Source organism: Acetobacter senegalensis (genome assembly GCF_001499615.1).
In the GTDB taxonomy this organism is placed as follows: domain Bacteria; phylum Pseudomonadota; class Alphaproteobacteria; order Acetobacterales; family Acetobacteraceae; genus Acetobacter; species Acetobacter senegalensis.
Window position 1 is genome coordinate 1,664,541 of record NZ_LN606600.1, and the last position, 24,145, is coordinate 1,688,685.

Below are 24,145 nucleotides of genomic sequence, written 5' to 3' on the forward strand. Positions count from 1 at the left end.
AGTGGTGCGCCTGCTCGGCATTGATCCCGGCCTACGGTTTACCGGTTGGGGTGTGATTGATGTCGAGGGTAACCGGTTGCGGCACGTTGAAAACGGCGTGATTGCAACCAACAGCGCGGATAGCGTGCCAGACCGGTTGAAGGTGCTGCACGAAAACCTGACATTGCTGATAGACCGTCTGGCTCCGTCTGAAGCGGCAGTTGAAGAAACTTACGTTAACCGTAACGGCACAGCAACGCTCAAATTGGGATACGCGCGTGGCGTGGCCCTTCTGGCTCCGGCTTTGGCCGGGTTGGATGTGGCGGAATACGGCGCGTTGTCTGTTAAAAAATCTGTTGTGGGCACAGGCTCTGCCGATAAGGATCAGGTGGAAATGATGGTGCGCCGTCTGCTGCCTGGGGTTAAGGTTTTGCGGGCAGATGCGTCTGACGCATTGGCAGTGGCCATTTGCCATGCGCATCATCGGGCCAGCGCCCGCCACATTGCGGCCGGGGTAAGAATGGCATGATTGCGTTTCTGTGCGGGTTGGTCATTCAGGTTGAAACAGGATCGTGCGTTATTGATGTGAACGGCGTGGGATATCTGGTCTCGGCGTCCACACGCACGTTGGCGGCGCTGCCCAACCCGCCGGAAAAAGCCCGCGTGCTGATTGAAACAGTGGTGCGGGAAGATGCCATTCTTCTGTACGGCTTCATGGAAAGCGCGGAACGTGAATGGTTCCGGCTGCTGACCAGCGTGCAGGGCGTTGGGGCCAAAGTGGCCTTGGGGATTCTGTCCACACTTTCTCCGGGTGAACTGGTGGCTGCGCTTTCCACAGCGGACAAAGCCAGCCTGACCCGTGCACCGGGTGTAGGGGGGCGTCTGGCCGACCGAATCCTGACGGAACTGCGTGATAAAGCGGGTAAAATGCCCGGCGGTGGCGGTGGGATTGTGTTCCCTGCTGCGGCCACACCTGGCGGCGGGATCGAGGCGGATGCCCTGATGGCGCTGGCCGGTCTGGGTTTCCGTCGCTCGGAGGCTGTGCCGGTTGTGCGGCGCTTGCTGGACGAACGCGGTGCAGCCGCCACGCTGGATACAGTGCTGCGGGATAGCCTGAAGGAGCTGGCCCGATGAGCGGTGCTGACTTCACGCCTGAGCGGGAAATCGATGCTGGCCGCCACGAAGATGATGCGGGAGAAGGGTCGCTTCGCCCGCAAACTCTGGCGGATTTTACCGGACAACGTGCGAGTCGGGAAAATCTGGCCGTGTTTATTGCCGCTGCCCGTCAGCGGGGAGAGGCCCTGGACCATGTTCTTCTGCATGGGCCACCGGGGTTGGGCAAAACCACACTGGCGCAGATTGTCTCTCGTGAACTCGGGGTCGGGTTTCGGGCAACATCTGGCCCGGTTATTCAACGGGCTGGTGACCTGGCAGCCATCCTGACCAACCTGCAACCGCGGGATGTACTGTTTATTGATGAAATTCATCGCCTGCAGCCCGCGATCGAGGAAATTCTCTATCCCGCGATGGAAGATTTCCAGCTTGATCTGATTATTGGGGAAGGCCCGGCTGCACGGTCTGTGCGGATTGATCTGCCCCCCTTTACCTTGGTGGCGGCAACAACCCGTGCGGGCCTGTTGGCTACCCCCTTGCGGGACCGTTTTGGTATTCCGCTTCGGCTGGTGTTCTATACGCCGGATGAACTCCGGCTGATTGTGGCGCGCGGGGCGGAAAAGCTCGGCTTTGCGCTCAGCAGCGAGGGGGCGGAGGAAATTGCCCGCCGTTCCCGTGGCACACCCCGTATTGCGGGGCGTCTGCTGCGCCGGGTGCGGGATTTTGCGCTGGTAAGCGGCAAAGGCACGGCTCCCGTCAGTCGTGAGGTTGCGGATGCGGCTCTCAGTCGTCTGGAAGTGGATGCACTGGGGCTGGATGCCATGGACCGCCGTTACCTGCGCCGCATTGCGGAATATCACCATGGCGGCCCGGTTGGCGTAGAGACACTTGCTGCCGCCTTGGCTGAAGCGCGGGACACACTGGAAGACGTGATTGAGCCTTATCTGATTCAGGAAGGGCTGATTATGCGTACCAGTCGGGGGCGCATGCTTGGGGAGCGGGGCTGGCGGCATCTGGGTCTGACCCCACCGGCCAGACCGGATGAGCCGCGTTCAGCCCAGATGGATCTTCTGCCGGAAGATGAGGAGGGCGAATGACCACGCATAGCATCGATTTTCGCATTTATTATGAAGATACAGATGCAGGGGGCATTGTGTATCACGCCCGGTATCTGGCGTTTGCCGAGCGGGCCCGCACGGAGGCCATTCGCAGCTTGGGCATGCCGGCGGCCAGTCTTTTATCCGAGTTCGGGCTGGTGTTTGTGGTGCGGGACGCCACGATCAATTACCGGGTGCCGCTCACGCTTGATGATATTGCAACCGTCACCACGCGCCTGCTTGAGCAAAAGGCTGCGAGTTGCAGACTTGAGCAGGTTTTTACCCGCGGTGATGAATTTTGCGCGCGTGTTGACGTGGTTCTGGCCTGCGTCAAAGCAAAAGATGGTCGTCCTGCCCGATTTCCGCCGTTATGGCGTGATCTTTTACGCCGACTTGAAGCGGAAGAGTAGAGGCCCTCTTCTGCTTTCGCACGGAAGACAGTAAAAACGGTGCAGTTGGGCAGCATAGGTAAAAGCCCGAGTCGGTGACTGGTTGCCCACTATGGGTGCAGAGGCAGGAGGCGTTTTTGGATCGTGCGGTTGACGCGGCAAATCTCGGCGTAGCAGCGGCGGGAGATCTGTCGGTATGGGGCATGTTTATGAATGCCTCCTTTATGGTCAAACTGGTCATGCTGGGGCTTGTGCTGTGTAGCGTGATGGTTTGGGCCATTATTTTCGACAAGATTGTTACACTGCGGCGGATCAACAAACAGGCCTCAGCCTTTGAAGACCGGTTCTGGTCTGGCGGCAGCCTTGATGATCTGTATGAAAGTGATGGCGCCAAGCCGGTGCACCCGCTGGCTGCCGTATTCGGTGCCGCTATGGGGGAATGGCGGCGTTCTGCCCGTATCCCCGGTGTGGATCTGGTGCGCGGGGGTGTGAAGGAACGTGTTGACCGCGCCATTGGCATTACGGTGACGCGTGAAATGGACCGCCTGCGCCGTTGGGTGATTTTTCTGGCGACAGTGGCGCCCGTTGCACCGTTTGTCGGCCTGTTTGGCACGGTGTGGGGGATCATGCATTCCTTTGCGTCCATTGCCGCCATGCACAACACCAATCTGAGCGTTGTGGCCCCCGGTATTTCAGAAGCCCTGTTTGCAACGGCCATTGGCCTGCTTACGGCTGTGCCTGCTTATGTGGCCTATAACGTGATCAGCAACAGCCTTGATCTGTTCCAGGACCGTCTGGAAGGGTTTGGCACGGAATTTGCGGCCATTCTTTCCCGCCAGTCCGAAGAAAGGGCCTGAGCCATGGCGATGCCGTCGGGAGGAGGGGGGCGCCGCAGGCGGCGTCCGATGGCCGAAATCAACGTGACACCCATGGTGGACGTCATGCTGGTTCTGCTTATCATCTTCATGGTCACATCCCCCATGATGACAAGCGGCGTGAACGTGGACCTGCCCAAGACCGATGCCCGGCCCGTTAATTCAGATACCAAACCCATAACGGTGTCCATCAAGTCTGACGGAACGCTTTATCTGGGAGATTCCGAAGTCTCGCCGGACCAGTTGGTGACGCAGCTCAACGCTGCTGCCAATAACGATGCGGAACACCGTATTTTTGTCCGTGGTGATGCTCATATTGATTATGGGCGTGTCATGCAGGTGATGGGGCAGATCACCGAAGGCGGCTTCACCCACGTGGCCCTGCTGGCGCAGCAACCCGCCAGCAGCGGGCACTAAATTCTCCCACGCGGAGAGGACAAACTCATGGTGCGGCCACGCCGTTCCGAACAGATTCTGCTTCGGCGGTCTCTCTATCTGTCAGGCGGGGCGCACATTGCGCTTCTGTTGGCGCTTCTTCTTTCCCTGCCTGCCCCCAAGCCGCCGGAGGAACCTCCTCCGGTTGTGGAAATGCAGTTTGAAAGCGCTGACAGTGGCGGCTCCACGGCCAAGGCTGACAAGCCTTCCCCGACACCTGCGCCCGCTCCGGCCCCTGTGCCGAATGATGCGCCGCCTACGCCGGAACCGCCTAAGCCTGTTCCGAACGAGGAATCGCCACCTCCGCCACCCCCACCGCAGCCCATTCCGCCACCGCCCGTGCCGGAAGCGGAAAAGCTGCCTGATACGCCCATTCCGCCCAAAGCGGATGAGCCTTCTCCGGATGTGGTGAAAACGCCGCCGTCTCCGCCGTCGCCCCCAAAAGCGACGCCGAGCGTGGCGCCGCCTTCTCCCGTGACTGAACCCACGGATACGCTGCCTGATACGCCTATTCCGTCGCATATCACGCAGCCGAACAAGGCGAAGAAAACCCAGACGGACAGCCATTCTCTGCTGGAGACCCTGGATTCATTCCGGTCGGACCAGAAGCAGACGCATGCGCCCACGGCAAAGGCCAACCCCGTGCAGGGTGGTGCACCCAATGGGGGTGGGTCACCCACCGGGGATATTACGCGCAGCCTGAGTGTGGGTGAGCAGAAGGCCATCGGGGGGGCAGTGCGGCGCTGCTATACGGAAGATACGGCCGCAAAGAATTACGCGACCTTTGTGGCGCACCTGATTGTGACGGTGGATGCCACAGGGGAGGCGCGTATTGTGCAGTTTGCTCCGCAGACACAGGCACAGATGAACGCTGATCCTTCCTATCGTGCTCTGGCGGAACGGGCGCGGGCGGCGGTTTTGAGCCCGACCTGTTCCAAGCTGCCAATTCCCAAAAACCTTCTGGGTCAGACCCGGCAGTTGAAATTTATATTCAGGCCTTGATTCAGGCCACAGGGAGAAAAAACGTATGCTGACGAATACCCGGCCGATTATTTCTGACCAGGATGCCGACAACCTGAAGTCTTTTCTGGGCCGCCGTACCGTGATGGGAGCCGGGCTGGCAGCAGGGGGCCTGCTGGCAACCCCGCTTTCCGCCATGGCAGCCGCTGCCGCCGCACCGGAAGCGGAAATTACTGTTGATCAGGCCCGCACGGCACCGATCCCCATTATCCTGCCCAATTTTGGCGGTGGGCTGGGTGCTCAGATTGCAGAAGTGCTGAGCAATGATCTGACCAATACAGGCCTGTTCAAGGTTCTGCCGGGTGGGGCCTCCACGGGCGCGCCAGATTTCTCTACCGCAAAAGCAACTGGTGCACGGGCGCTGGTAACAGGTACAGTTTCCGGCAGCGGGTCCGTCCGGGTGGAAATGCGTCTGTGGGATGTACTGACACAGCAGCAGATTCAGGGCACGGCCTACACAACATCTTCCGCCAACTGGCGGCGGATCGCCCACATTGTGGGGGATGTGATCTATGAGCGCATGCTGGGTGAAAAAGGGTACTTTGATACCCGTATCGCCTTCATTTCTCGCTCTGGCGCGCGGGCCCATCAGCGTACACGTCTTGCCATCATGGATCAGGACGGCGCGAATGCCCGCATGTTGACGGCAGGCAACTGGCTGACCCTGACACCGCGCTTCAGCCCGGTGAAGGATCAGGTGGCCTTCATGTCCTACGCCAATAATCGTCCGCGGGTGTATCTGTTTGACCTCGGCAGTGGCCGCCAGCAGATTCTGGGTGAGTTTGCGGGGATTTCCTTCGCGCCCCGTTTCTCTCCAGATGGTCGCTCCGTTGTTCTGTCCGTTACCCGTAATGGTGGGTCAGACCTGTTCGTGGTTGATCTGGCCTCTGGCTCGCGCCGCCAGATCACGGCATCCGGCGCCATTGACACCAGCCCCAGCTACAGCCCCGATGGCTCACAGATTGTTTTCAACTCTGACCGTGGCGGCAGCCCGCAGTTGTACATCATGAGTGCGTCAGGCGGCGGGGCACGCCGTATTTCTTATGGCAACGGCACGTATGGGTCTCCGGTATGGTCTCCGCGCGGGGATCTGATTGCCTTTACCCGCATTGCCAATGGCAGCTTCTCTCTGGGGGTCATGAACCCGGATGGCACGGGTGAACGGATCATGACCGAAGGCTTTACAGTGGAAAGCCCGAGTTTCTGCCCCAACGGCCGTGTTCTGGCCTATTGCCGCCAGACCCGCGCTGGCGCAGGGGGGGCAGGCTTTAACTCCACGATCGGCATGGTGGATATCACCGGCTTCAATGATCGCGTTCTGCCAACACCGGGGCAGGCGTCTGATCCGGCATGGTCTCCTCTTAACGGCTAAGAGGCTTTAGTTTGCGCGCCTAAGGGTGCGCGAAAACGAGGTCATGAAAGGCGGACGGGAAATTTGCCCGCTCCGCCTTTTTTATGCCGCATTGGGGCGGATAATGGACAACAAGACACCCGACTCCAACTGGAGAGGTGTGGATTGTATCGAAATAAAAAGCCTGAAATGCGATTCGATTACTTCGCATGCTTAGTAAACTGCTGCCGTTGACGCCCTTCTGTGGCTATTTGGCATCGGTTTGCGAATGGCTGTCATCTAAATCTGAGATGTCGCTTGACCGGAAGAATAAGCTATGGCTTAGGGCAAGGTGGTCTCCAAAATTCGTCGGCTCTTCGAAGGCTTCGGAGAGGAGCAGAAGAATACGCGGGGATGCAAGCACTTAAGTTTGTTTTTTCTCTCCGAATAGTTCTCATATTGAACTAATCTCAGGATCCGACACATGAGACTGAAGTTTATCGCTGCACTTGGTATGGTTGCCCTTCTTTCTGCCTGTGCGCATGAAAAGGCGGATACCGGTGCGTCCACGGGTGCAGCAACGGCACAGCCGAGCGGCCCAGTTCCCGGTAGTGAAGCCGATCTGGTCGCCAACGTTGGGGACCGCGTGTTCTTTGATCTGAACAAGAGCGGCCTGACCTCTGACGCCCAGACCACCCTGCAGAAGCAGGCCTCTTGGCTGGCTCAGTACCCGCAGGTCAACGTTGAAGTTGCCGGCAACTGCGATGACCGCGGCACGGAAGAATACAACATTGCTCTGGGTCAGCGTCGTGCAAACGCCGCGCGTGACTTCCTGGTGGCCAAAGGGGTTGATTCCTCCCGCATTTCCACCATCTCCTACGGTAAGGACCGCCCGACCGCAGTTGGTGATGATGAAAGCGCATGGGCCCAGAACCGTAACGCGATTACTTCTGTCAAATAAGTTTCGAGTTCGTTCATATTTGGTCTGAAAAAGCAGGCTGGGTGGTTTTCGCCCAGCCTGTTTTTGCGTTCAGGCTCTTGTTTTCCGGGCTGGAATGATGAAATCCTTGCCCGCTTTTTTAAAAGGGTGAGGTCTTTATGAAACGCCTGGTGATGACATCAGTTTCCGCCTGCGGGCGCATGGCCGTGCTGGGTCTTCCGCTGGCTGCCGTGTTGGCCGCCGGCACGCCGCTTGCGCATGCGCAGGAGGTTTCCAGCCGTGAAGGGCTTGCTCTGCAAAACCAGATCATGGCGCTTCAGCAGCAGCTGAGCCAGATCCAGTCTTCAGGGGGAAGTGGCGCGCTGCCTGCGCCATCCTCTACCCCCGCGCCGTCATCCGGTGGCGGTGGGGATCTCACAGCCCAGCTTCTGGAACGGGTGAACACGCTTGAACAACAGCAGCGTGAAATGCGGGGTGAGATTGATCAGCTTACCAATGATCTGCAAAAGCAGACAGCCGCGCTTTCCAAACAGGTAGCGGATGCACAGTTTGCCGCGCAGAACGGCGGCGGCGGGGCTGCTGCTGGTGCCGCAGCGGGGGCAGCAACTGCAGCGACCGCGTCCGCAGCAAGCGGGAGTGGAACGGATGCTGCGGCCAAGCCGACAACGCCTGACGCCATGCTGGCCGCCGGGAAAGCCGCCTTGCAGAAGCGTGATTACGCAACCGCTCACGAGAACGCCGAGGGCGCTTTGAAAAATGCCAAAGGCAGCTTCAAGGTCGATGCCCAGTTCCTGCTGGCGCAGTCTCTGGCCGGGGAAAAGCAATACCGCCAGTCTGCCGTAGCGTATTATGATGCGTACCGTCAGGCTCCCAAAAGTGCACGTGCGCCGGATGCCCTGCTGGGTGTTACGGCTTCCCTGCTGGCGTTGGGGGACAAAAAGGCGGCGTGTCAGGCGCTGGGAAAACTGAAGTCAGAGTTTCCCTCACCAACACAGCGCGTTTCTCATGCTGCTGAAATTTATGCCGGTCGGGGCGGCTGCCAGTAATTTCTGGACTGACCGACTTTGAAGGGGAGGGACTCTGGCAAGCCGATGGCGCTCTGCCTTCTCTCTCTCCTTTTTCTGACACTCCCGTTTTGCCCGCGCAATTTCAGGCCATTATCACACGCCTTGGGCCATGGATGCCGGATGATCCCTCCTTTCCACCCATCGCACTTGCGGTGTCTGGCGGGGGGGATAGTCTTTGCCTGGCGTGGCTGGCGTCGCGCTGGCGCAAGCGGCTTATTGCGTTTGTGGTTGACCATGGATTGCGCCCCGAATCCGCAGAAGAAGCCCGTCTAACGGTAAGTCGTCTCGCGGATCTGGGCGTGCCCGGACGTATTCTGACACTGACAGATCTGGCAAAAGGCCCGCGCATGGCAGAGCGTGCCCGGCAGGCGCGCTATGCGGCGCTGGCACACGCATGCCGGGAGATGGGCTGCCTTGATCTCCTCTTGGGGCACCAAGCGGATGATCAGGCCGAAACTGTTGCCATGCGACACCGTGCTGGTAGCGGCCCAACAGGGTTGGCGGGGATGGGGTGGAGCACGGTGCTGCCCGATATTCGGCTGGTGCGTCCTCTGCTGGGGTTTTCTCGCGCGGCGTTGCGCAACACATTGCTGCAGGCCGGTGTAGCGTGGGTGGATGATCCCTCCAACGAGGATACCAAAGCGGAACGGGTCCGTGTCCGGCAGGCTTTGCTCACCGGAGATAGGCGAGACACCTTGTGGCAAGAAGCCATCCGCTATGGTCGGGCGCGCATGCAGCAGGAAGCGGATTACACGCAGTATCTGGCGCAGAACGCAGCGTTTCTACCGGAAGGGTGGGTGTGTCTGGGGTCGACCTTACCGGAGCCAGCGCTGCTTTCTCCCCTTATCCGGAGCGTGGGCGGATTGCCTTATCCTCCATCTCCCTCTGCCGTCGCGCGCCTGTGTGAGGAAGCGCAACCAGCCACGTTGGCGGGGGTGCAGATGCTTCGGCATAAAGGGCAATGGATTTTACTGCGTGAGGCCGCAGCCATGCAGGGTCGTGTGATCGCACAGAATGGAAACCTATGGGATAACCGTTTTGTGTTGCACCTGCCTTCAGAGCTTGAGGCGGAAGGATTACGGATGGGTGCGGCAGGGATAGGCGTGCCCCGCGCCAGCCGTGCCGGTTGGCCCGCGCGCTTATGCGCAACCCTGCCAGCCCTGTGGCACCGGGGGCAGCGTGTTGCGGTGCCTCATTTAAATATATGGGAAGATCCGGTTCTGTGTGGAGCACGGTTTACGTTCCGCCCACCTGTTCCGGTTTCTGGCAGCGGTGTGTATGGAGAGTTGCCAGAGTAAGGCAGGAGAAAAAAGCGCTGTGCAGGTCACCAAACGGGCAGAAAAAACTGTTTGCGGGGTAGGAATATCCGTACAGCGTCCCATTTATAACAGCAGAGGTTGCATTTTCCGGCATCTGCCGCTCAGATTGGGGGCTCTCCGGCGCTCTCGCACGATAAGTATGGAAACACAGCCAAGATGAACAATTTAGGCCGCAATTTGGCTCTCTGGGTCAGCATCATCGTGCTGCTGCTTTTGCTGGTGGATGTTTTCCAGCCGGGGAGCACACAGCATGCGGCCCAGCAGCTTGCCTATTCAGATTTCGTGGCAGACGTGGATTCAGGCCATGTCCGCTCCGTTGTGATGCAGAATCACAATATCTCCGGCACTCTGACCGACGGCACCGCTTTTGAGACGTTTGCGCCGCAGGATCCTTCACTTGTCAGCCGTATGGTCGGCAAGGGAGTTGAGGTTGTGGCCAAGCCGCTGGATCAGGAAGGCAGCCCGCTGCTGCGCTACTTCCTGAACTCTCTGCCCATTATTCTGCTGGTGGGGGCATGGCTGTTCATGATGCGCCAGATGCAGGGCGGCGGCGGTCGGGCCATGGGCTTTGGCAAGTCCCGCGCCAAGATGCTGACGGAAAAGCATGGTCGCGTCACGTTTGAGGATGTGGCTGGCATTGATGAAGCCAAAAGCGAGTTGCAGGAAATTGTCGATTTCCTTAAAGACCCGCAGAAATTCACCCGTCTGGGCGGTAAAATCCCTAAAGGGGTTCTGCTGTGTGGTCCTCCGGGGACAGGTAAGACGCTGCTGGCGCGCGCCATTGCAGGTGAAGCCAATGTGCCGTTCTTCACCATTTCCGGCTCTGACTTTGTGGAAATGTTCGTAGGTGTGGGTGCTTCCCGCGTGCGTGACATGTTCGAGCAGGGCAAGAAAGCTGCACCGTGCATTATCTTCATTGACGAAATTGACGCCGTAGGCCGCCACCGTGGGGCAGGCATGGGCGGCGGCAATGATGAACGCGAACAGACACTCAACCAGATGCTGGTTGAAATGGACGGCTTTGAAAGCAACGAAGGCGTTATTCTGATTGCGGCCACCAACCGTCCTGACGTGCTGGACCCGGCCCTGCTGCGTCCCGGCCGGTTTGACCGTCAGGTTGTAGTGCCGAACCCGGATGTGTCTGGCCGTGAAAAAATCCTGCGTGTTCACATGCGCAAGGTTCCGCTGGCATCTGACGTGGACCCGCGCATTATCGCCCGTGGCACGCCCGGTTTCTCCGGGGCTGATCTTGCCAATCTGGTGAACGAGGCCGCTTTGGCTGCTGCCCGTCTGGGCAAGCGCACGGTTGCCATGCGTGAGTTTGAAGACGCCAAGGACAAGGTGCTGATGGGTGCTGAGCGTCGTTCCCTTGTCATGAGTGATGAGGAAAAGAAGCGCACGGCGTATCATGAAGCTGGCCATGCCATTACGGCTGTGCTGGTGCCGGAAAGTGAACCCATTCACAAGGCGACCATTATTCCGCGTGGGCGGGCACTGGGTATGGTGATGCGTCTGCCTGAAGGTGATCGCCTGTCCATGAGCAAAAAGAACTGTATTGCTCATCTGGTGGTGGCCATGGGTGGCCGCGTGGCAGAGGAAGTTGTTTACGGCAAGGACAACATCTGCAACGGCGCGATGGGTGATATCCAGATGGCGACCCGTGTTGCCCGCAGCATGGTGACCGAATGGGGCATGAGCGAAAAGGTTGGCATGATCGCCTTTGCCAATGATGATCAGGGTGGTGGCATGGGCTTCTTTGGTGGGGCTGCCAAGAATTTCTCTGAACATACGGCCAAGGAAATTGATGCTGAAATCAAGCGCCTGATTGATGAGGCTTATGATCAGGCCCGCAACTACATGCACGATCACGTGGATGAACTGCACCGTCTGGCCGAAGCCCTGCTGGAGTTTGAAACGCTGACAGGCGAGGAAATTCGCCAGATCATGCGTGGACAGCCGATTGAACGGGTAGAGATTGATGACTCTGCTCCCGTGAACCGTCGGTCTTCCGTGCCTCAGGTTTCTGGGCCGGACATCACACCGCCCGGTTCCAAGCCGGAAGGGGATGAGGGTGGCATGACACCCGTGCCTCAGCCGGGCTAAGAGCAGGATGAGCTATGGTTAAAGGAAGGCGGCAGCAATGCCGCCTTCTTTGCGTTTCGGGGGGAGAGTCATGGATTTCAGGCGGTTGGTGGAGCCCGCAGGGCTGCTGTATGGCGTGGCGGCCCGGCAGGCAGTGCAACGCGGAAATGCCTTGCCGCTGGCAGGGGGGCCTGCGGCTTTTACCTGTGCCGATCTGATAGAGGATGATGCACGGAGCGGGTTTGTACCCGTAGCCTCTATCCCTGCCAGTTGGCAGCCGGAGCTGGCGCGAGTTGCAAGGAGCCCGGTCAGCGGGATGTTGCCCGAGACCCCCTTGGTTATGGGTATTCTCAACCTCACGCCAGACAGTTTCAGTGATGGAGGCCATCACCTGGAAACTGCTAATGCGGTCACAGGCGGGCTGGCGATGGTTCAGGCCGGTGCGGGTGTGCTTGATCTGGGTGGGGAAAGCACTCGCCCCGGTGCCCTGCCCGTCACACCCCAGCAGGAGTGGGATCGGATAGGGCCAGCCCTCATCGCCCTGAGGGCACAGGCCAAAGGCACGGTTCTTTCCGTGGATACCCGTAATAGTCTGGTGATGGAACAGGCTCTGGCTGCCGGCGCTGATGTGATCAATGATGTTTCAGCCCTGGTGCATGATCCAGATGCTTTGCCGCTTCTGGCGGAGCGTGAGTGCGGCGTGGTGTTGATGCATATGCGGGGCGTTCCGGAAACCATGGCGCAGCATGCCGTGTATCAGGATGTGGCATGTGAGGTGGTGAGGGAACTGGGCAAGAGAGTGTGTGCTGCGGTGGAAGGTGGCATTGCACGTGAGCGGCTGGTGATTGATCCCGGTTTGGGTTTTGCCAAAACCACAGAACAGAACCTCGAAATGCTGTCCCGTTTGCCTTTGCTGGCCAATCTGGGTTGCCGCGTGCTGCTGGGGGTGTCCCGTAAACGTATGATCGGAGCGTTAACAGGGGTGTCAGACCCCGCGCGGAGGGACCCGGCCACACAGGCCGCCACATTGGAGGCTCTCCCTTTGGGGAACAGTCTTTTGCGCGTGCATGCGGTGGAAGGAATGGTGCAGGCAGTAAAGTTGTGGCGGGCCGTACACGCAACCTGAAAAAAGACGGCTGTTAGGGGTCTTCACGGTTTCTTCACACCCTGAATCGTTTTAGGGAGAAGGGAAGAAAGAAAAAAGCCATTTTCGGGCGTCACATCGTCTGCAAAACGGCCAGACGGCATGGAGAGAGATGACATGAGCAGGACAAGACGTCTTTTCGGGACAGATGGCATCCGGGGGACCGCGAACATTGCTCCCATGACCGTGGAAACTGCTCAAAAGCTGGGGCAGGCCGCAGGGCTGCGTTTTACGCGCGGTGATCACCGTCATAGCGTTCTGCTTGGCAAGGACACCCGCCTGTCCGGCTACATGATTGAAAGCGCGCTGGTGGCCGGCTTTCTGTCTGCTGGCATGGACGTTACACTGGTGGGGCCTTTACCCACACCGGCCATTGCCATGCTGACGCGCTCTCTGCGTGCCGATCTGGGGGTCATGATCTCTGCCTCGCATAACCCGTTTGGGGATAACGGTATCAAGCTGTTCGGTCCCGATGGCTTCAAACTGTCCGATCAGGATGAAACGGATATTGAAGACCTGATGGCTGCCGATCTGACCGGGCGGCTTGCAACGCCGGAAAAAATTGGCCGCGCATCCCGTCTGAATGATGCTGCCGGGCGATATGTGGAAAGTGCGAAAGCCTCCTTCCCGCGCAAGCTGCGGCTGGATGGCATGAAGATCGTGATTGATTGCGCCAATGGATCAGCCTACCGCGTGGCGCCTACAGCCCTGTGGGAACTTGGGGCGGAAGTGATCCGGATTGGATGTACGCCTGACGGCGTGAACATCAATGAAGCATGTGGCTCCACCCATCCGGAAGCGTTGTGTAAAGCGGTGGTGCAGCATAAGGCCCACCTAGGGATTGCACTGGATGGTGATGCAGACCGCGTTCTGATTGCAGATGAAACGGGTTGCCTCATTGATGGTGACCAGATTCTGGCTCTGATTGCCCAGTCCTGGGCGCGGGAAGGGCGGTTGGTTGGCGAGGCCGTTGTGGCCACAGTCATGTCCAACATGGGGTTGGAACGTTTTCTGAACACTTTGAACGTGAGCCTTGAACGCACCGCTGTTGGAGACCGTTATGTGGTGGAACGCATGCGGGAGCTGGGCACCAATATTGGCGGCGAGCAGTCCGGCCATATGGTGCTGACAGATTTCGCCACCACGGGGGATGGCCTGATTGCCGCCCTGCAAATTCTGGCCGTACTTGTGGAAGACGGACGTCCCGCCAGCGAAGTCTGCCGGATGTTCAAGCCTTTCCCGCAGAAATTGCAGAACGTGCGCTTTACGGGAGACAGCCCGCTTGAGGCGGATAGCGTGCAGGCGAAGCAGGAAGAAGTAGAGAAAAAGCTTTCAGGCCGTGGGCGGCTGGTTCTGCGCAAGAGCGGAACGGAGCCTCTGGTGCGGGTGATGGCGGAAGCCGAAGATGCCGCTTTGGTGGATGAAGTTGTCGCCCAGATGTGTGATGCGCTCCAGGCTGTGAGTGAGCCCGCCTGAAGCGCTAACGGGGGATGAAAACCTGATGGACGGACGGCGGCAAAGCACTCCGGCGCGCGTGCTTTCCATCGCGGGAAGTGATTCGGGCGGTGGCGCAGGCATTCAGGCCGACATCAAAGCGATAACGGCGTTGGGTGGTTACGCCATGACGGCCATTACCGCGCTGACAGCCCAGAATACCCTGGGTGTGCAAGGGATTTATCCTGTTACTCCAGATTTTCTGCGCCAACAGATTCGCAGTGTGCTGGATGATCTGGGCACAGATGCCTTTAAAACCGGTATGCTGGGTGGGCCCGCTGAAATTCAGGTCGTGGCGGAGGAAATTGCGGCCTACCGGCAGCAGACTCCGCACGCGCTTCTGGTGCTTGATCCTGTTATGGTGGCGAAAGGTGGCGCTGCCTTACTGGCTGAGGATGCCATCAGCACGGTAAAGACCCATCTGTTTCCACTTGCGACTGTGTTGACCCCCAATCTGCCGGAAGCGGAAAGGCTGACAGGCCGTTCTTTGCAGACTGTGCAGGATATGCGGCTGGCGGCCAGACAATTGCGAGAGGAAACAGGGGCTGCGGTCCTGCTAAAAGGCGGTCATTTATCAGGTGAAGATCTGGTTGACGTTTTTCTGGACGATGCCGGCTTTACGGAATTTGCGGATAAACGGATTGCTACCCGTCATACGCATGGTACGGGCTGCACACTGGCCAGTGCGCTGGCAACGCTGCTTGCCCAAAATCATTCCATGACGGATGCCATTCATTTAAGCCGCCAGTATGTGCGGAACGCTATTCTTGAAGCACCCGGGTTTGGCCAAGGGGCAGGGCCACTATGGCATGCACATTCTTTTGTGAAGTCATGAGCCAAGAGGCCTGAAAAAACCTCTTGGCTCATGACTTGTGCCTCATTTTTGGGGCAGTCTTCTACTCCCCGGCAGCCTGAAGCTGGGGAACCCGGTTTTCCTGATAATGCGTGGCGGGGCTAATACGGTTTGCTACGGTTTTTTTGGGTTGGGAGTCATTCAGAACATAACCGCGTCCCCATATGGTGGAGATAAGGTTGCCGGCCCCTGCCGCCTGAAGTTTTTTGCGTAATTTGCAGACAAAAACATCAATGATCTTGATGTCAGGTTCATCATGTCCGCCATAGAGATGATTCAGCAGGGCTTCCTTGGTTAAGGAAATACCTTTCCTCAACACAAGCAGTTCCAGAATGGCAAATTCCTTGCCGGTCAGATGAACAGGAACGCCTGCTACGCTGACTGTGTGCTGATTAAGATCAAGGGCCATATTGCCCACTTCTGTAACAGGCTGGCTGTAGCCGTTTGAGCGCCTTAAAATCGCCTGAACACGCGCAACAAGCTCTTCAGGGTCGAATGGCTTTGTAAGATAATCATCAGCCCCGATTGAAAACGCCTTTATTTTTGAATGAGGTTTGTCAATCGCTGAAAGAATGACGATAGGCGTCTGGATTTTTCTTGCGCGCAGAGACGCAATAAAATCGTAACCATCCATATCTGGCAAAAATAACTCTACTATCACCAAGCCATAATTATAATTGCGCAGCATTTCAATCGCGCCGCGCCCTGTGTCAGTCACATCTACGTGAAGACCCGCGTGTACAAGCACAGGAAGGATCGTCTGGGCGGATGTGTTGTTATCTTCGGCCAACAAGATTCGCATGGCGTTAATCCCTTCTCCCGGAAGAGAGTGTGAGCACACCTTATGGTTGTGCTTTATGTGTTATAATATCAATTCATATCGCTTCATATAACGTAAACGAATTTTTTACCACCATTAGTTGTATCGTGATGAGGGTATGCACTTATCGCATGGCGCATCATGCAACCGTTAACTACAACTTATGATTGAATATTTTCACTTAAGACATTTGATCGAGGCAAAGATGAAAAGGCTATCGTCAAATGGTTTTCCATCATTATTTGTAAAGAAAATAATATCAAATAGTAATAATTTTTTTGAAACATTCTTTTCTTAAATAAAATCACAAATCATTTTTTGGATCGTACGTGGTGCCAGCTAAAGAAAGCCCCGCCTGTGTGCTGCACTGTGCGGATCTGATAAAAAGACCTGAAGATAATATTCAGTCAGGCAAGGCATGAGGTGGGGGAGGGGTATGGGAACGAGCATGATTCTCAAAGATGAAGAAGCTACAGAGAATTTTTCCATGCAGGTTGCAGGAATAGTGCGTTCGGGAGATACGATTTTGCTCTCTGGTCCACTCGGGGCGGGGAAAAGTGTGTTTGCACGCGCTTTTTTACGCGCCTTGTGTGAAAACCCCAGTCTGGAAGTGCCAAGCCCGACTTATACCCTTGTTCAGACCTACGCCGCACCACAAGGTGCGGTGTCTCATTTTGATCTATGGCGCCTGAGTGGTCCGGATGAACTGGAAGAGCTGGGATGGGAAGAAGCACGTGACGGCATTGTGCTGGTGGAATGGCCAGAACGGCTTGAAGATCTGACACCGGAAGATGCGTTGCATCTGACTCTTTCCGTGCAGCCTGATGGCAGTAGGCAGGTTTCCGTTGAAGGATGGTCCCATCGACTTAAAGAAGCCGGTCTGTTTGTTGGCTGACAGGCACAGGTGTAAAAGGCGGTTTGAACAGTCTGGCGGCCCCGATCTGAGGGCTTTTTTGCCGCGCCAGAGAACGCCTGAAGACGATAGGGTCAGAACATATGAGTTTGGCGACAATTCCAGCGCATCTCCCCTTTCTGGATCATCTGGCGTTACGGTGGATTGAAGCGGCGGGTGGAGACCCGGAGGCAATTGGTGAAGGCGTTATTGTTCTGCCTGGCCGCCGGGCTGCGCGTGGGCTGACAGAGGCCTTTTTACGCCACATGGACGGTAAGCCCATGTTGCTGCCTCGTATTATGCCAATCAGTGCCCTTGACGAAGCGGAACTGGGGCTGGCGTCTGATCTGGGAGGAACGGAGGGGCTGGATCTGCCGCCTCCTGTTGCCAGCATGACCCGCCTTGCCGTGTTGACCCGTCTGGTGTTGCAGGCAGAAGGTGCGTTTGGCACACGGCCCACGCTTGATCAGGCATGGCCTCTGGCCAAGGCGCTTGCTGATCTTATGGATGAAGCGGAATGGGCGGATGTTGATCTTGCTGCGCGTCTGCCAGAAGCGGTGCAGGATGATTTTGCCAAGCACTGGCAAACTATTTTGCAGTTTCTGGATATTGTTACCAAAGCATGGCCGGAATGGTTGAGCGGGCAGGGTTTGATGAACCCCGTCGCGCGGCAGGTGACTCTGCTGCGGGCGCAGGCAAAACTCTGGCACGAACAGGCTGAGCAAGGGGATCAAAGCCGGTTATGGGCAGCGGGTTTTACAAATCTTATGCCCGCTACGGCAAAAGCACTGCGGGCCGTTATGGCCTGCCCCGGCGGGTTGGTGGTGCTTCCGGGGCTGGATACCGCCATGCCGGAAGAAACCTTTGCCCATCTGCCGGATAGCCACCCGCAGGCTGGTCTGAGCCATCTGCTTGCCTCATTGGATGCCGTTCGGGCAGATGTTGATGTCTGGATGGCGGAAGGGGGCTACCCGGAGCGTGCGGAGGCGCTCAGTCGTTCCCTGCTACCGGCCTCTGCGTTGGAAGACTGGGCACGGGCCGGACAGGTGACCCTGCCCCACGTAACCCGCCTGGACCCGGCGGATCAGCAGGAAGAAGCCGTTGCTATCGCAATGCTGATGCGGGATGTGATCGAGCAGCCGCAGAAACGGGTGGCGCTGATTACACCAGACCGTGGTCTGGCAGCCCGCGTGGTTACGGAACTCTCGCGCTGGGGTGTTCTGGCGGATGATAGTGGTGGGGCCTCTCTCATTGGTACGCCAGGTGGTGTGTTGTTGCGGCTGGTGGCGCAACTGGTGGATAATCGGTTTTCTCCGGTTTCTCTTCTTTCTGTTCTGAAACACCCTTTGGTGGCCTGCGGGCTTTCTGCCGGGGTGTGTCGTGCCTCGGCCCGTCTTCTGGAGCGAGTGGTGCTGCGGGGGCCTGCACCGCCCCCCGGCTTTGCGGCGTTGCGGGCTGCTGTTGAACGTGCGTTGGCCGAACACACGTGCGATGAGAGAAAAACGGAACGTGTTGAAGCTGGAGCAGAGGCAGATCGTCCTTTTGGGCCGGAACCGCTTCTGATGTTCATGGACCGGCTGGCGGTGTGTTTCGAGCCGGTGCTGGCGTGGCCTCAGAATGAGGGCGCAGAGGGAGATGTGCCGGAGCATCTTCAAGGTTTGGCCGATACCTACCGGGCTCCTGTGCCGGAACTGCTGGAAACCTTGATCAAGACAGTTGAGCGTCTGGTGGGTACAGATGCTGAAGAAGCGGCTGATCGTTTATGGCGGGGGGAAGAGGGAAATCTTCTGGCCAATCGTCTGACGGACCTGATGATGGCATCTGATATTTTGCCGCCTCAGCCTCCTGCCGTTCTGGATGGTCTGCTCAGCGCCGTTCTGGCGGAAGAGCGTGTGGCCAGCAGGCGGGGGGGAGACCCGGCAGCGTTGCATCCGCGCGTGCTGATCTGGGGGCTGTTTGAAGCACGTCTGCAAACAGCGGATACAGTGATTCTGGGCGGCTTGGCGGAGGGTGTCTGGCCACCGGTGGCCGAAGCAGGCCCGTGGATGAGCCGCCCCATGCGCCAGCGTGTGGGGTTGCCTTCACCAGAGCAGGGTGTGGGGCAGGCCGCGCATGATTTTTTTGCCAGCGCGACGGCGGCGGATGAAGTGGTGCTCTCCTGCCCCAAAAGACGTGAAGGCGCACCCGTTGTGCCTGCCCGCTGGTTATCCCGGCTGGATGCGTTTCTGGCTGGGCGTGGTCTGTCTGTGCCAACGCATCCGGTTATGGAATGGCTGCATCAGGTGGACCGGCCAGCAGGGCCGGTACGCCCGGTTGCGCCGCCGCGCCCCATGCCGCCCGTCGCCCTACGACCCCGCCGTCTGAGTGTGACGGAAATTGAAACATGGATGCGTGATCCGTACGCTATTTATGCACGCCATGTGTTGCGGCTTCAGCCTTTGCAGGAACTGGAAGAACCGGCAGATGCGTCCGATTACGGGATGATTGTGCATGAAGCCCTTGAACGCTGGTTCAGTACGCATGGCACAACATGGCCAACCAATGCCGAAGCAGGTCTGCAAAAAATATTTCAGGATGTTCTGCATGCCCAAACGCTACGCCCTGCCTTGCGGGCCTGGTGGGAACCGCGCCTGATGCGTATTGCCACCTGGGTGGTGCAGGCGGAAGAAACATGGCGTGAAACGGCGGGAACACCTCATGCCATCAAAACCGAGTTGCGCGGGCGTGTGGAGATACCAGATGCGCCGTGCGGTCCCTTCCGTCTGGTCGGGCGGGCTGACCGTATTGATTTTGATGCGCAGAACCGCGTGATTGTGCGGGACTACAAAACAGGCACCTTGCCAACGGCGCGGGATGTGCAATCTGGGTGGAGCCCGCAGCTACCGCTTGAGGCTGCCATGATTCTGCGTGGTGGTTTCTCAGGATTACCGAAAATGGATGCAGAAGAGGCGCCAGAGATTGGCGGCCTGATCTACTGGCGACTGACCGGCGGGGCAGAACCGGGAGGAGAGGTGGCTGTCTCCGCCGGGAAGGATATTTCGCTGACAGACCTGGCGGAGCAGACATGGGCACGTTTGCGGGACCGTGTGGTGGCGTATGACAATCCGGCCCAGCCCTACCTGTCTCATCCTCATCCGGGACAGGAGCCGCGTTTTGCCGATTATGCGCGTCTGGCCCGTGTGCCGGAATGGAATACTGCCCGAGTGGAAGACGAATCATGACTGAGCGTACTCTGGTGTCTGATGCGATTGAACAGGCCAACCAGCAACAGGCGCTGGCGTCAGATCCGTTGGCGTCCGTGTTTGTATCGGCCTCGGCGGGCAGTGGTAAAACCAAACTGCTGATTGACCGCCTGCTGCGCCTGATGTTGCCGCGTCGTACGCCAGAAGGTGAGACTGTACCGGGCAGTCATCCTGCCCGTATTCTGTGTCTGACCTTTACCAAGGCCGCAGCGGCAGAAATGGCCATCCGTTTGCAAACCCGGCTGGGGCGGTGGGTTACCTTATCTGATACGGAACTGGACAAGGAACTAAAGGCTCTGTTCGTGCCCTGCACACCAGAAGCACGGCGGCAGGCACGGGCATTGTTTGCAGATGTTCTGGATCTGCCAGGCGGTATGCGGATTGGCACCATTCATGCGTTTTGCCAGTCCCTGCTGCGCCGGTTTCCGCTGGAAGCCGCCATGAACCCGCATTTTACGGTCATGGAAGAAACGGATGCCTCTCTTGCCTTGCAGGGATGTGTGGAAACAGTGCTGGGAAGCCGTTCCTCCGCCGTGCTGGCGCCTGTGGCCGGACAGATTGGTCTGGGCGATTTTGTCAGTCTTGCAGGATCACTGCGGCATGATTCCCGTGCTGAGCGTATCCGGGGGTGGGTATCAAAAAAACCGGAAGATCTGCCAGCAATTTTTTGTCGGGTTCTGGGGCTTGCAGCGGGTGCGTTGAAGGGAAGCAATCAGGAGTTTCTCCAGCGGGCCTGTAAAATGTTTTCTGGTGAGGAGACGCTACGCCATTTCCTGCGTCTGTTGGCAGATGAAGGAACGGAAGCGGTCAAGCGCAATGCGCTGGCGTTGCTGGACTGGTTGAGTGGTGAGCCGCCTCAGCGCGCAGCCCAATGGGATGTCTGGCGTAATGGCTTCCTGACCAAAGAAGGAACATTACGCAAAACAGGACTGATTACCAAAAAACTGACGGAGAAATATGCGGAGCAGGCTGAATGCCTTGCGCGGGAGGCTGAGCGGATTCAGGGAATAGAGGAAGCCTTGCGTGCCCGTGAACTGGCGCGCCTGGGGGTAGCTCTTCTGAAAAATGCTGCTCCTGTAGCTGATCTTTATGAGGCACGTAAAACACAGCGCGGTCTTGTGGAGTATGATGACCTTATTCACCGAACATTGGGGCTTTTGAAAGAGCCGGGTGCTGCCTGGGTTCTATACAAGCTGGATGGCGGAATAGATCATCTGCTGCTTGATGAGGTGCAGGATACATCGGGCGAGCAATGGCGCATTGCTGGAGATTTGACCGAGGAGTTTTTTGCGGGCGAGGGCACCCACGCGCCAGAGGCTGGCCCGCGGACCGTTTTTGCTGTGGGAGACTATAAACAATCCATTTACGGATTTCAGGGCGCAGACCCGGATGCCTTCCGCACATGGCGCCGTGTGTTCCACAATCGTACTACGTCAGCCGGCCTGCCATGGCGGGAGCCGGAACTGACCGTTTCCTTTCGTTCAACAGCACCTGTTCTGAAACTGGTTGATTCTGTCTTCTCTCTTCCAGAGGCAGCCAAGGGGGTGGCGGAAGAAGATGGTCGGCCCATGCACCACATAACGGCCAGACCGGGGCAGGGTGGCCGGGTTGAACTCTGGCCACTGGCGGAAGCGACGGAAGAGGAGGTTGATCCTGCCAGCCCGTGGGAGCCACCGCTGGCCAATGCCACGCGGCAGAATCCCCGGCAGAAACTGGCGGATACATTGGCGCGGCATATTGCGCGCCTGCTTGCCACGCCGCCTGCGCTGGGTGAAAAACCCCTCACGCCGGGCGATGTCCTGATTCTGGTGCCGCGCCGGTCTCAGTTTGTCACGGCTCTTGTGCGGGCGTTGAAAACCGAGAACGTGCCGGTGACCACATTGGTGCGCACCGGGTTGGCAGACCAACTCGCCGTGCAGGATCTGATGGCGCTGTGTGCCGCCCTGCTGCTGCCGCAGGATGACCTGACGCTGGCGTGCGTGCTGACCTCTCCATTGGGGGGCGTGTCGGATGACAGCCTGATGCTGCTGGCTACCGGACGCAAACCTGCCGAGCCCTTGTGGTCCGCGCTCAGGGATCGGCATGCAGAGCGGCCGGACTGGGCGCAGGCATGGGCGCTGCTGGATAGTCTCTTCCGCCGGGTGGATTATCTGACCCCGCATGAACTGCTGTCTGAAGCACTGGGCCGGGCAGGAGGCCGGGCACGCCTGCTGGCGCGGCTGGGGCCGGAAGCTGCGGAATCGGTAGATGAACTTCTCTCGGCGGCTCTCCGGTATCAGGATATGCATCCACCCTCTCTGCAAGGCTTTCTGCACTGGCTGCGTAATTCGGAAGAAAGCGTGAAGCGTGAGGCCGAAGCCGGGGGAGATTCCGTGCGGGTGATGACAGCCCATGGGTCCAAAGGTTTGCAGGCCCGGTTGGTCATTCTGCCAGACACGGTCAGCAGGCCCCGGTATGAGGATCGGCTGTTCTGGGCAAAGGACAACCATACAGGGCTGGACGTGCCGGTATATGTGCCGCGTGGGGCGCTTGCCGTAGGGCTGACGCAGGCCTTGCGGGCTTCCATGCAGGCCAGCGCCATAGAGGAGTACAATCGCCTGCTCTACGTGGCGCTGACGCGTGCGGCGGAAAGGCTGATTGTGTGCGGCTGGATGCCGGGCCGGCATGTACCTGCTGAAAGCTGGTACGAGCGTTGTCGTCAGGGGTTTGACGTTGCGGGCGCCCAGCCCCAACCGTGGACGGAAGGTGATTGGGCAGACACCATACTGGTTCTGGAAGAACGGGCAGAGGTCAAGGAGCAGACCCCAAAGGCGGATGCGAATGCGCTACCCGAAACCGGTAAACCGACAGTCTCTTCTCTGCCCACGTGGATGGGGCGAGCCCCAGACTGGCGGCCTGTGCCACCTGTGCCTGATGCCAGACTGGCCCGGCCTCTGGCCCCCAGCCGACCGGATGATGCCATGCTGGGCCCGTTGCCTCCTGTGCGTTCCCCATTGGATGTTGCCGCAGTGACTCCTGCCGCCGCGCGTGAGGCTGCGTTCCGGCGCGGCACACTGGTGCATGCCTTGTTGCAATATCTGCCAGGGCTCCCGCCTGAGCGGTGGGCCGATCTGGCGCATGGGTGGCTGGCGCGCCCCGCCAGTGGCTTGAAGCCGCAGGAGGCCAAAGTGCTGGCAGATCAGGTGCTGGGGGTTCTGGCTCTGCCGGATCTTGCGCCCTTGTTCACGCCTGAGGCGCGTGCGGAGCAGCGGTTGGCGGGCGTGGCCGGCGGGCAGGTGATTGTGGGTCAGGTGGACCGTATGCGCGTTCTGCCAGACCGCATTGTGGTGTGTGACTTCAAAACTGGTCGGCACACGCCCCGTACCGTGGCGGGCACGCCGGTTCTGTATCTGCGGCAGATGGCGGCCTATCGCGCTCTGTTGCAGGGCCTTTATCCCGATAAGCCTGTGCGCTGTGTGCTGGTGTGGACGGAAGGCCCGCGGGCGGACGTGTTGCCTGATTCGCTATTGGATGCACATGCTCCGGGTAACCCTGCATCTTGACCGCCTGCGTTGCCGCCTTAAGTGTAGGGCTATCAGATGATGCGGAACCGTTTTTCGGCATCCGGTTTATGGCAGCCAAGGAGGCAGGGGCTGAAATGTCCCGCCCAGAAAAAGGAACAGGTTAATGAGTGAACATACGCTTGCTGTCAGCGATTCCACCTTTGAAGCCGATGTGCTTAAGGCATCCGGTCTGGTTCTGGTGGATTTCTGGGCGGAATGGTGTGGCCCGTGCAAGATGATCGGCCCGGCGCTGGAAGAAATCGGCAAGGATTTTGCTGGCAAGGTCACGGTTGCCAAAGTGAACATTGATGAAAACCCCGCAACGCCGACCGCCTATGGCGTGCGCTCCATTCCGACCCTCATGCTGGTGCGTGATGGCAAGGTGGTGGAAACCAAGGTAGGCGCTCTGCCCAAGAGCCAGCTTAAAGCCTGGGTTGAAGGCGCTCTGTAACGCCTGAAACATTCAGGGTTGGGCTTTTCTGGCAGGCTGTGTGCGGGGCACGTTCCGGCGC

The 24,145-nt window shown here is 58.5% G+C and carries 20 protein-coding genes; 19 read left to right on the top strand and 1 reads right to left on the bottom strand.

The genetic code is table 11. The features are described 5' to 3' along the window. Position 1: 1 nt before the first annotated feature. The 15 genes from ruvC to thiD all read left to right on the top strand — a co-directional run bounded on the left by ruvC (position 2) and on the right by thiD (position 15,119). Entirely contained in the window at positions 2-508 is a 507-nt protein-coding gene (ruvC, locus tag ASN_RS07395; RefSeq protein ID WP_006557695.1) for a crossover junction endodeoxyribonuclease RuvC, read from the top strand. Beyond that, positions 505-1,113, top strand: coding sequence for a Holliday junction branch migration protein RuvA (ruvA, locus tag ASN_RS07400; RefSeq protein WP_006557694.1), 609 nt, complete (start codon positions 505-507; stop codon positions 1,111-1,113). Before ruvC ends, ruvA begins: the two co-directional genes overlap by 4 nt. Beyond that, positions 1,110-2,189 carry a Holliday junction branch migration DNA helicase RuvB gene (gene ruvB, locus ASN_RS07405; protein ID WP_006557693.1) on the top strand — a complete coding sequence of 360 codons (1,080 nt, stop codon included), beginning with the start codon at positions 1,110-1,112 and terminating at the stop codon, positions 2,187-2,189. Before ruvA ends, ruvB begins: the two co-directional genes overlap by 4 nt. Next, complete coding sequence (gene ybgC / locus ASN_RS07410) at positions 2,186-2,599, top strand: tol-pal system-associated acyl-CoA thioesterase (RefSeq protein ID WP_006557692.1); 414 nt, start codon at positions 2,186-2,188, stop codon at positions 2,597-2,599. Before ruvB ends, ybgC begins: the two co-directional genes overlap by 4 nt. Positions 2,600-2,694: 95 nt before the next feature. Then, the gene (gene tolQ, locus ASN_RS07415) at positions 2,695-3,435 is read left to right on the top strand and encodes a protein TolQ (RefSeq protein ID WP_176364784.1); all 741 of its coding nucleotides are present in this window, start codon (positions 2,695-2,697) and stop codon (positions 3,433-3,435) included. A gap of 3 nt (positions 3,436-3,438) precedes the next feature. Continuing rightward, positions 3,439-3,870, top strand: coding sequence for a protein TolR (tolR, locus tag ASN_RS07420; protein WP_058987758.1), 432 nt, complete (start codon positions 3,439-3,441; stop codon positions 3,868-3,870). A 27-nt stretch (positions 3,871-3,897) separates the two neighbouring features. Then, positions 3,898-4,890, top strand: coding sequence for a hypothetical protein (locus tag ASN_RS07425; RefSeq protein ID WP_006559843.1), 993 nt, complete (start codon positions 3,898-3,900; stop codon positions 4,888-4,890). Between the two features lie 25 nt (positions 4,891-4,915). Then, positions 4,916-6,280 (top strand): Tol-Pal system beta propeller repeat protein TolB, encoded by a 1,365-nt coding sequence (gene tolB, locus ASN_RS07430; protein WP_006559844.1) that lies wholly within the window; start codon positions 4,916-4,918, stop codon positions 6,278-6,280. Positions 6,281-6,722: 442 nt separating this feature from the next. Next, positions 6,723-7,199, top strand: a complete 477-nt coding sequence (gene pal / locus ASN_RS07435) for a peptidoglycan-associated lipoprotein Pal (protein ID WP_006559846.1) — start codon at positions 6,723-6,725, stop codon at positions 7,197-7,199. Positions 7,200-7,351: 152 nt separating this feature from the next. Continuing rightward, the gene (locus tag ASN_RS07440) at positions 7,352-8,224 is read left to right on the top strand and encodes a tol-pal system YbgF family protein (protein ID WP_231948422.1); all 873 of its coding nucleotides are present in this window, start codon (positions 7,352-7,354) and stop codon (positions 8,222-8,224) included. Positions 8,225-8,313: 89 nt separating this feature from the next. Next, a complete protein-coding gene (gene tilS / locus ASN_RS07445; RefSeq protein ID WP_082666615.1) occupies positions 8,314-9,543 on the top strand; it encodes a tRNA lysidine(34) synthetase TilS in 1,230 nt (409 codons plus the stop codon). Positions 9,544-9,720: 177 nt separating this feature from the next. Then, on the top strand, positions 9,721-11,667 hold the full coding sequence (gene ftsH / locus ASN_RS07450; RefSeq protein ID WP_035382664.1) for an ATP-dependent zinc metalloprotease FtsH: 1,947 nt from the start codon (positions 9,721-9,723) through the stop codon (positions 11,665-11,667). A gap of 37 nt (positions 11,668-11,704) precedes the next feature. Further along, positions 11,705-12,772: a dihydropteroate synthase gene (folP, locus tag ASN_RS07455; protein ID WP_231948424.1), complete on the top strand. Its 1,068-nt coding sequence runs from the start codon at positions 11,705-11,707 to the stop codon at positions 12,770-12,772. Between the two features lie 135 nt (positions 12,773-12,907). Further along, positions 12,908-14,266, top strand: coding sequence for a phosphoglucosamine mutase (glmM, locus tag ASN_RS07460; protein WP_058987760.1), 1,359 nt, complete (start codon positions 12,908-12,910; stop codon positions 14,264-14,266). Between the two features lie 25 nt (positions 14,267-14,291). Continuing rightward, on the top strand, positions 14,292-15,119 hold the full coding sequence (gene thiD, locus ASN_RS07465; RefSeq protein ID WP_058989226.1) for a bifunctional hydroxymethylpyrimidine kinase/phosphomethylpyrimidine kinase: 828 nt from the start codon (positions 14,292-14,294) through the stop codon (positions 15,117-15,119). A gap of 61 nt (positions 15,120-15,180) precedes the next feature. Here the strand turns inward: thiD and ASN_RS07470 are convergent, their stop codons facing one another. Further along, the gene (locus tag ASN_RS07470; protein WP_039903913.1) at positions 15,181-15,939 is read right to left on the bottom strand and encodes a response regulator transcription factor; all 759 of its coding nucleotides are present in this window, start codon (positions 15,937-15,939) and stop codon (positions 15,181-15,183) included. Between the two features lie 466 nt (positions 15,940-16,405). Between ASN_RS07470 and tsaE the strand changes: the two genes are divergently transcribed. From tsaE to trxA, 4 genes are all read left to right on the top strand, one after another. Continuing rightward, complete coding sequence (gene tsaE, locus ASN_RS07475) at positions 16,406-16,852, top strand: tRNA (adenosine(37)-N6)-threonylcarbamoyltransferase complex ATPase subunit type 1 TsaE (protein ID WP_082666616.1); 447 nt, start codon at positions 16,406-16,408, stop codon at positions 16,850-16,852. 101 nt (positions 16,853-16,953) lie between these two features. Then, positions 16,954-20,070 carry a double-strand break repair protein AddB gene (gene addB / locus ASN_RS07480; RefSeq protein ID WP_058987762.1) on the top strand — a complete coding sequence of 1,039 codons (3,117 nt, stop codon included), beginning with the start codon at positions 16,954-16,956 and terminating at the stop codon, positions 20,068-20,070. Then, the gene (gene addA / locus ASN_RS07485) at positions 20,067-23,633 is read left to right on the top strand and encodes a double-strand break repair helicase AddA (RefSeq protein WP_058987763.1); all 3,567 of its coding nucleotides are present in this window, start codon (positions 20,067-20,069) and stop codon (positions 23,631-23,633) included. Before addB ends, addA begins: the two co-directional genes overlap by 4 nt. A 124-nt stretch (positions 23,634-23,757) precedes the next feature. Continuing rightward, a complete protein-coding gene (trxA, locus tag ASN_RS07490; protein WP_006558158.1) occupies positions 23,758-24,084 on the top strand; it encodes a thioredoxin TrxA in 327 nt (108 codons plus the stop codon). Positions 24,085-24,145: the final 61 nt, after the last annotated feature.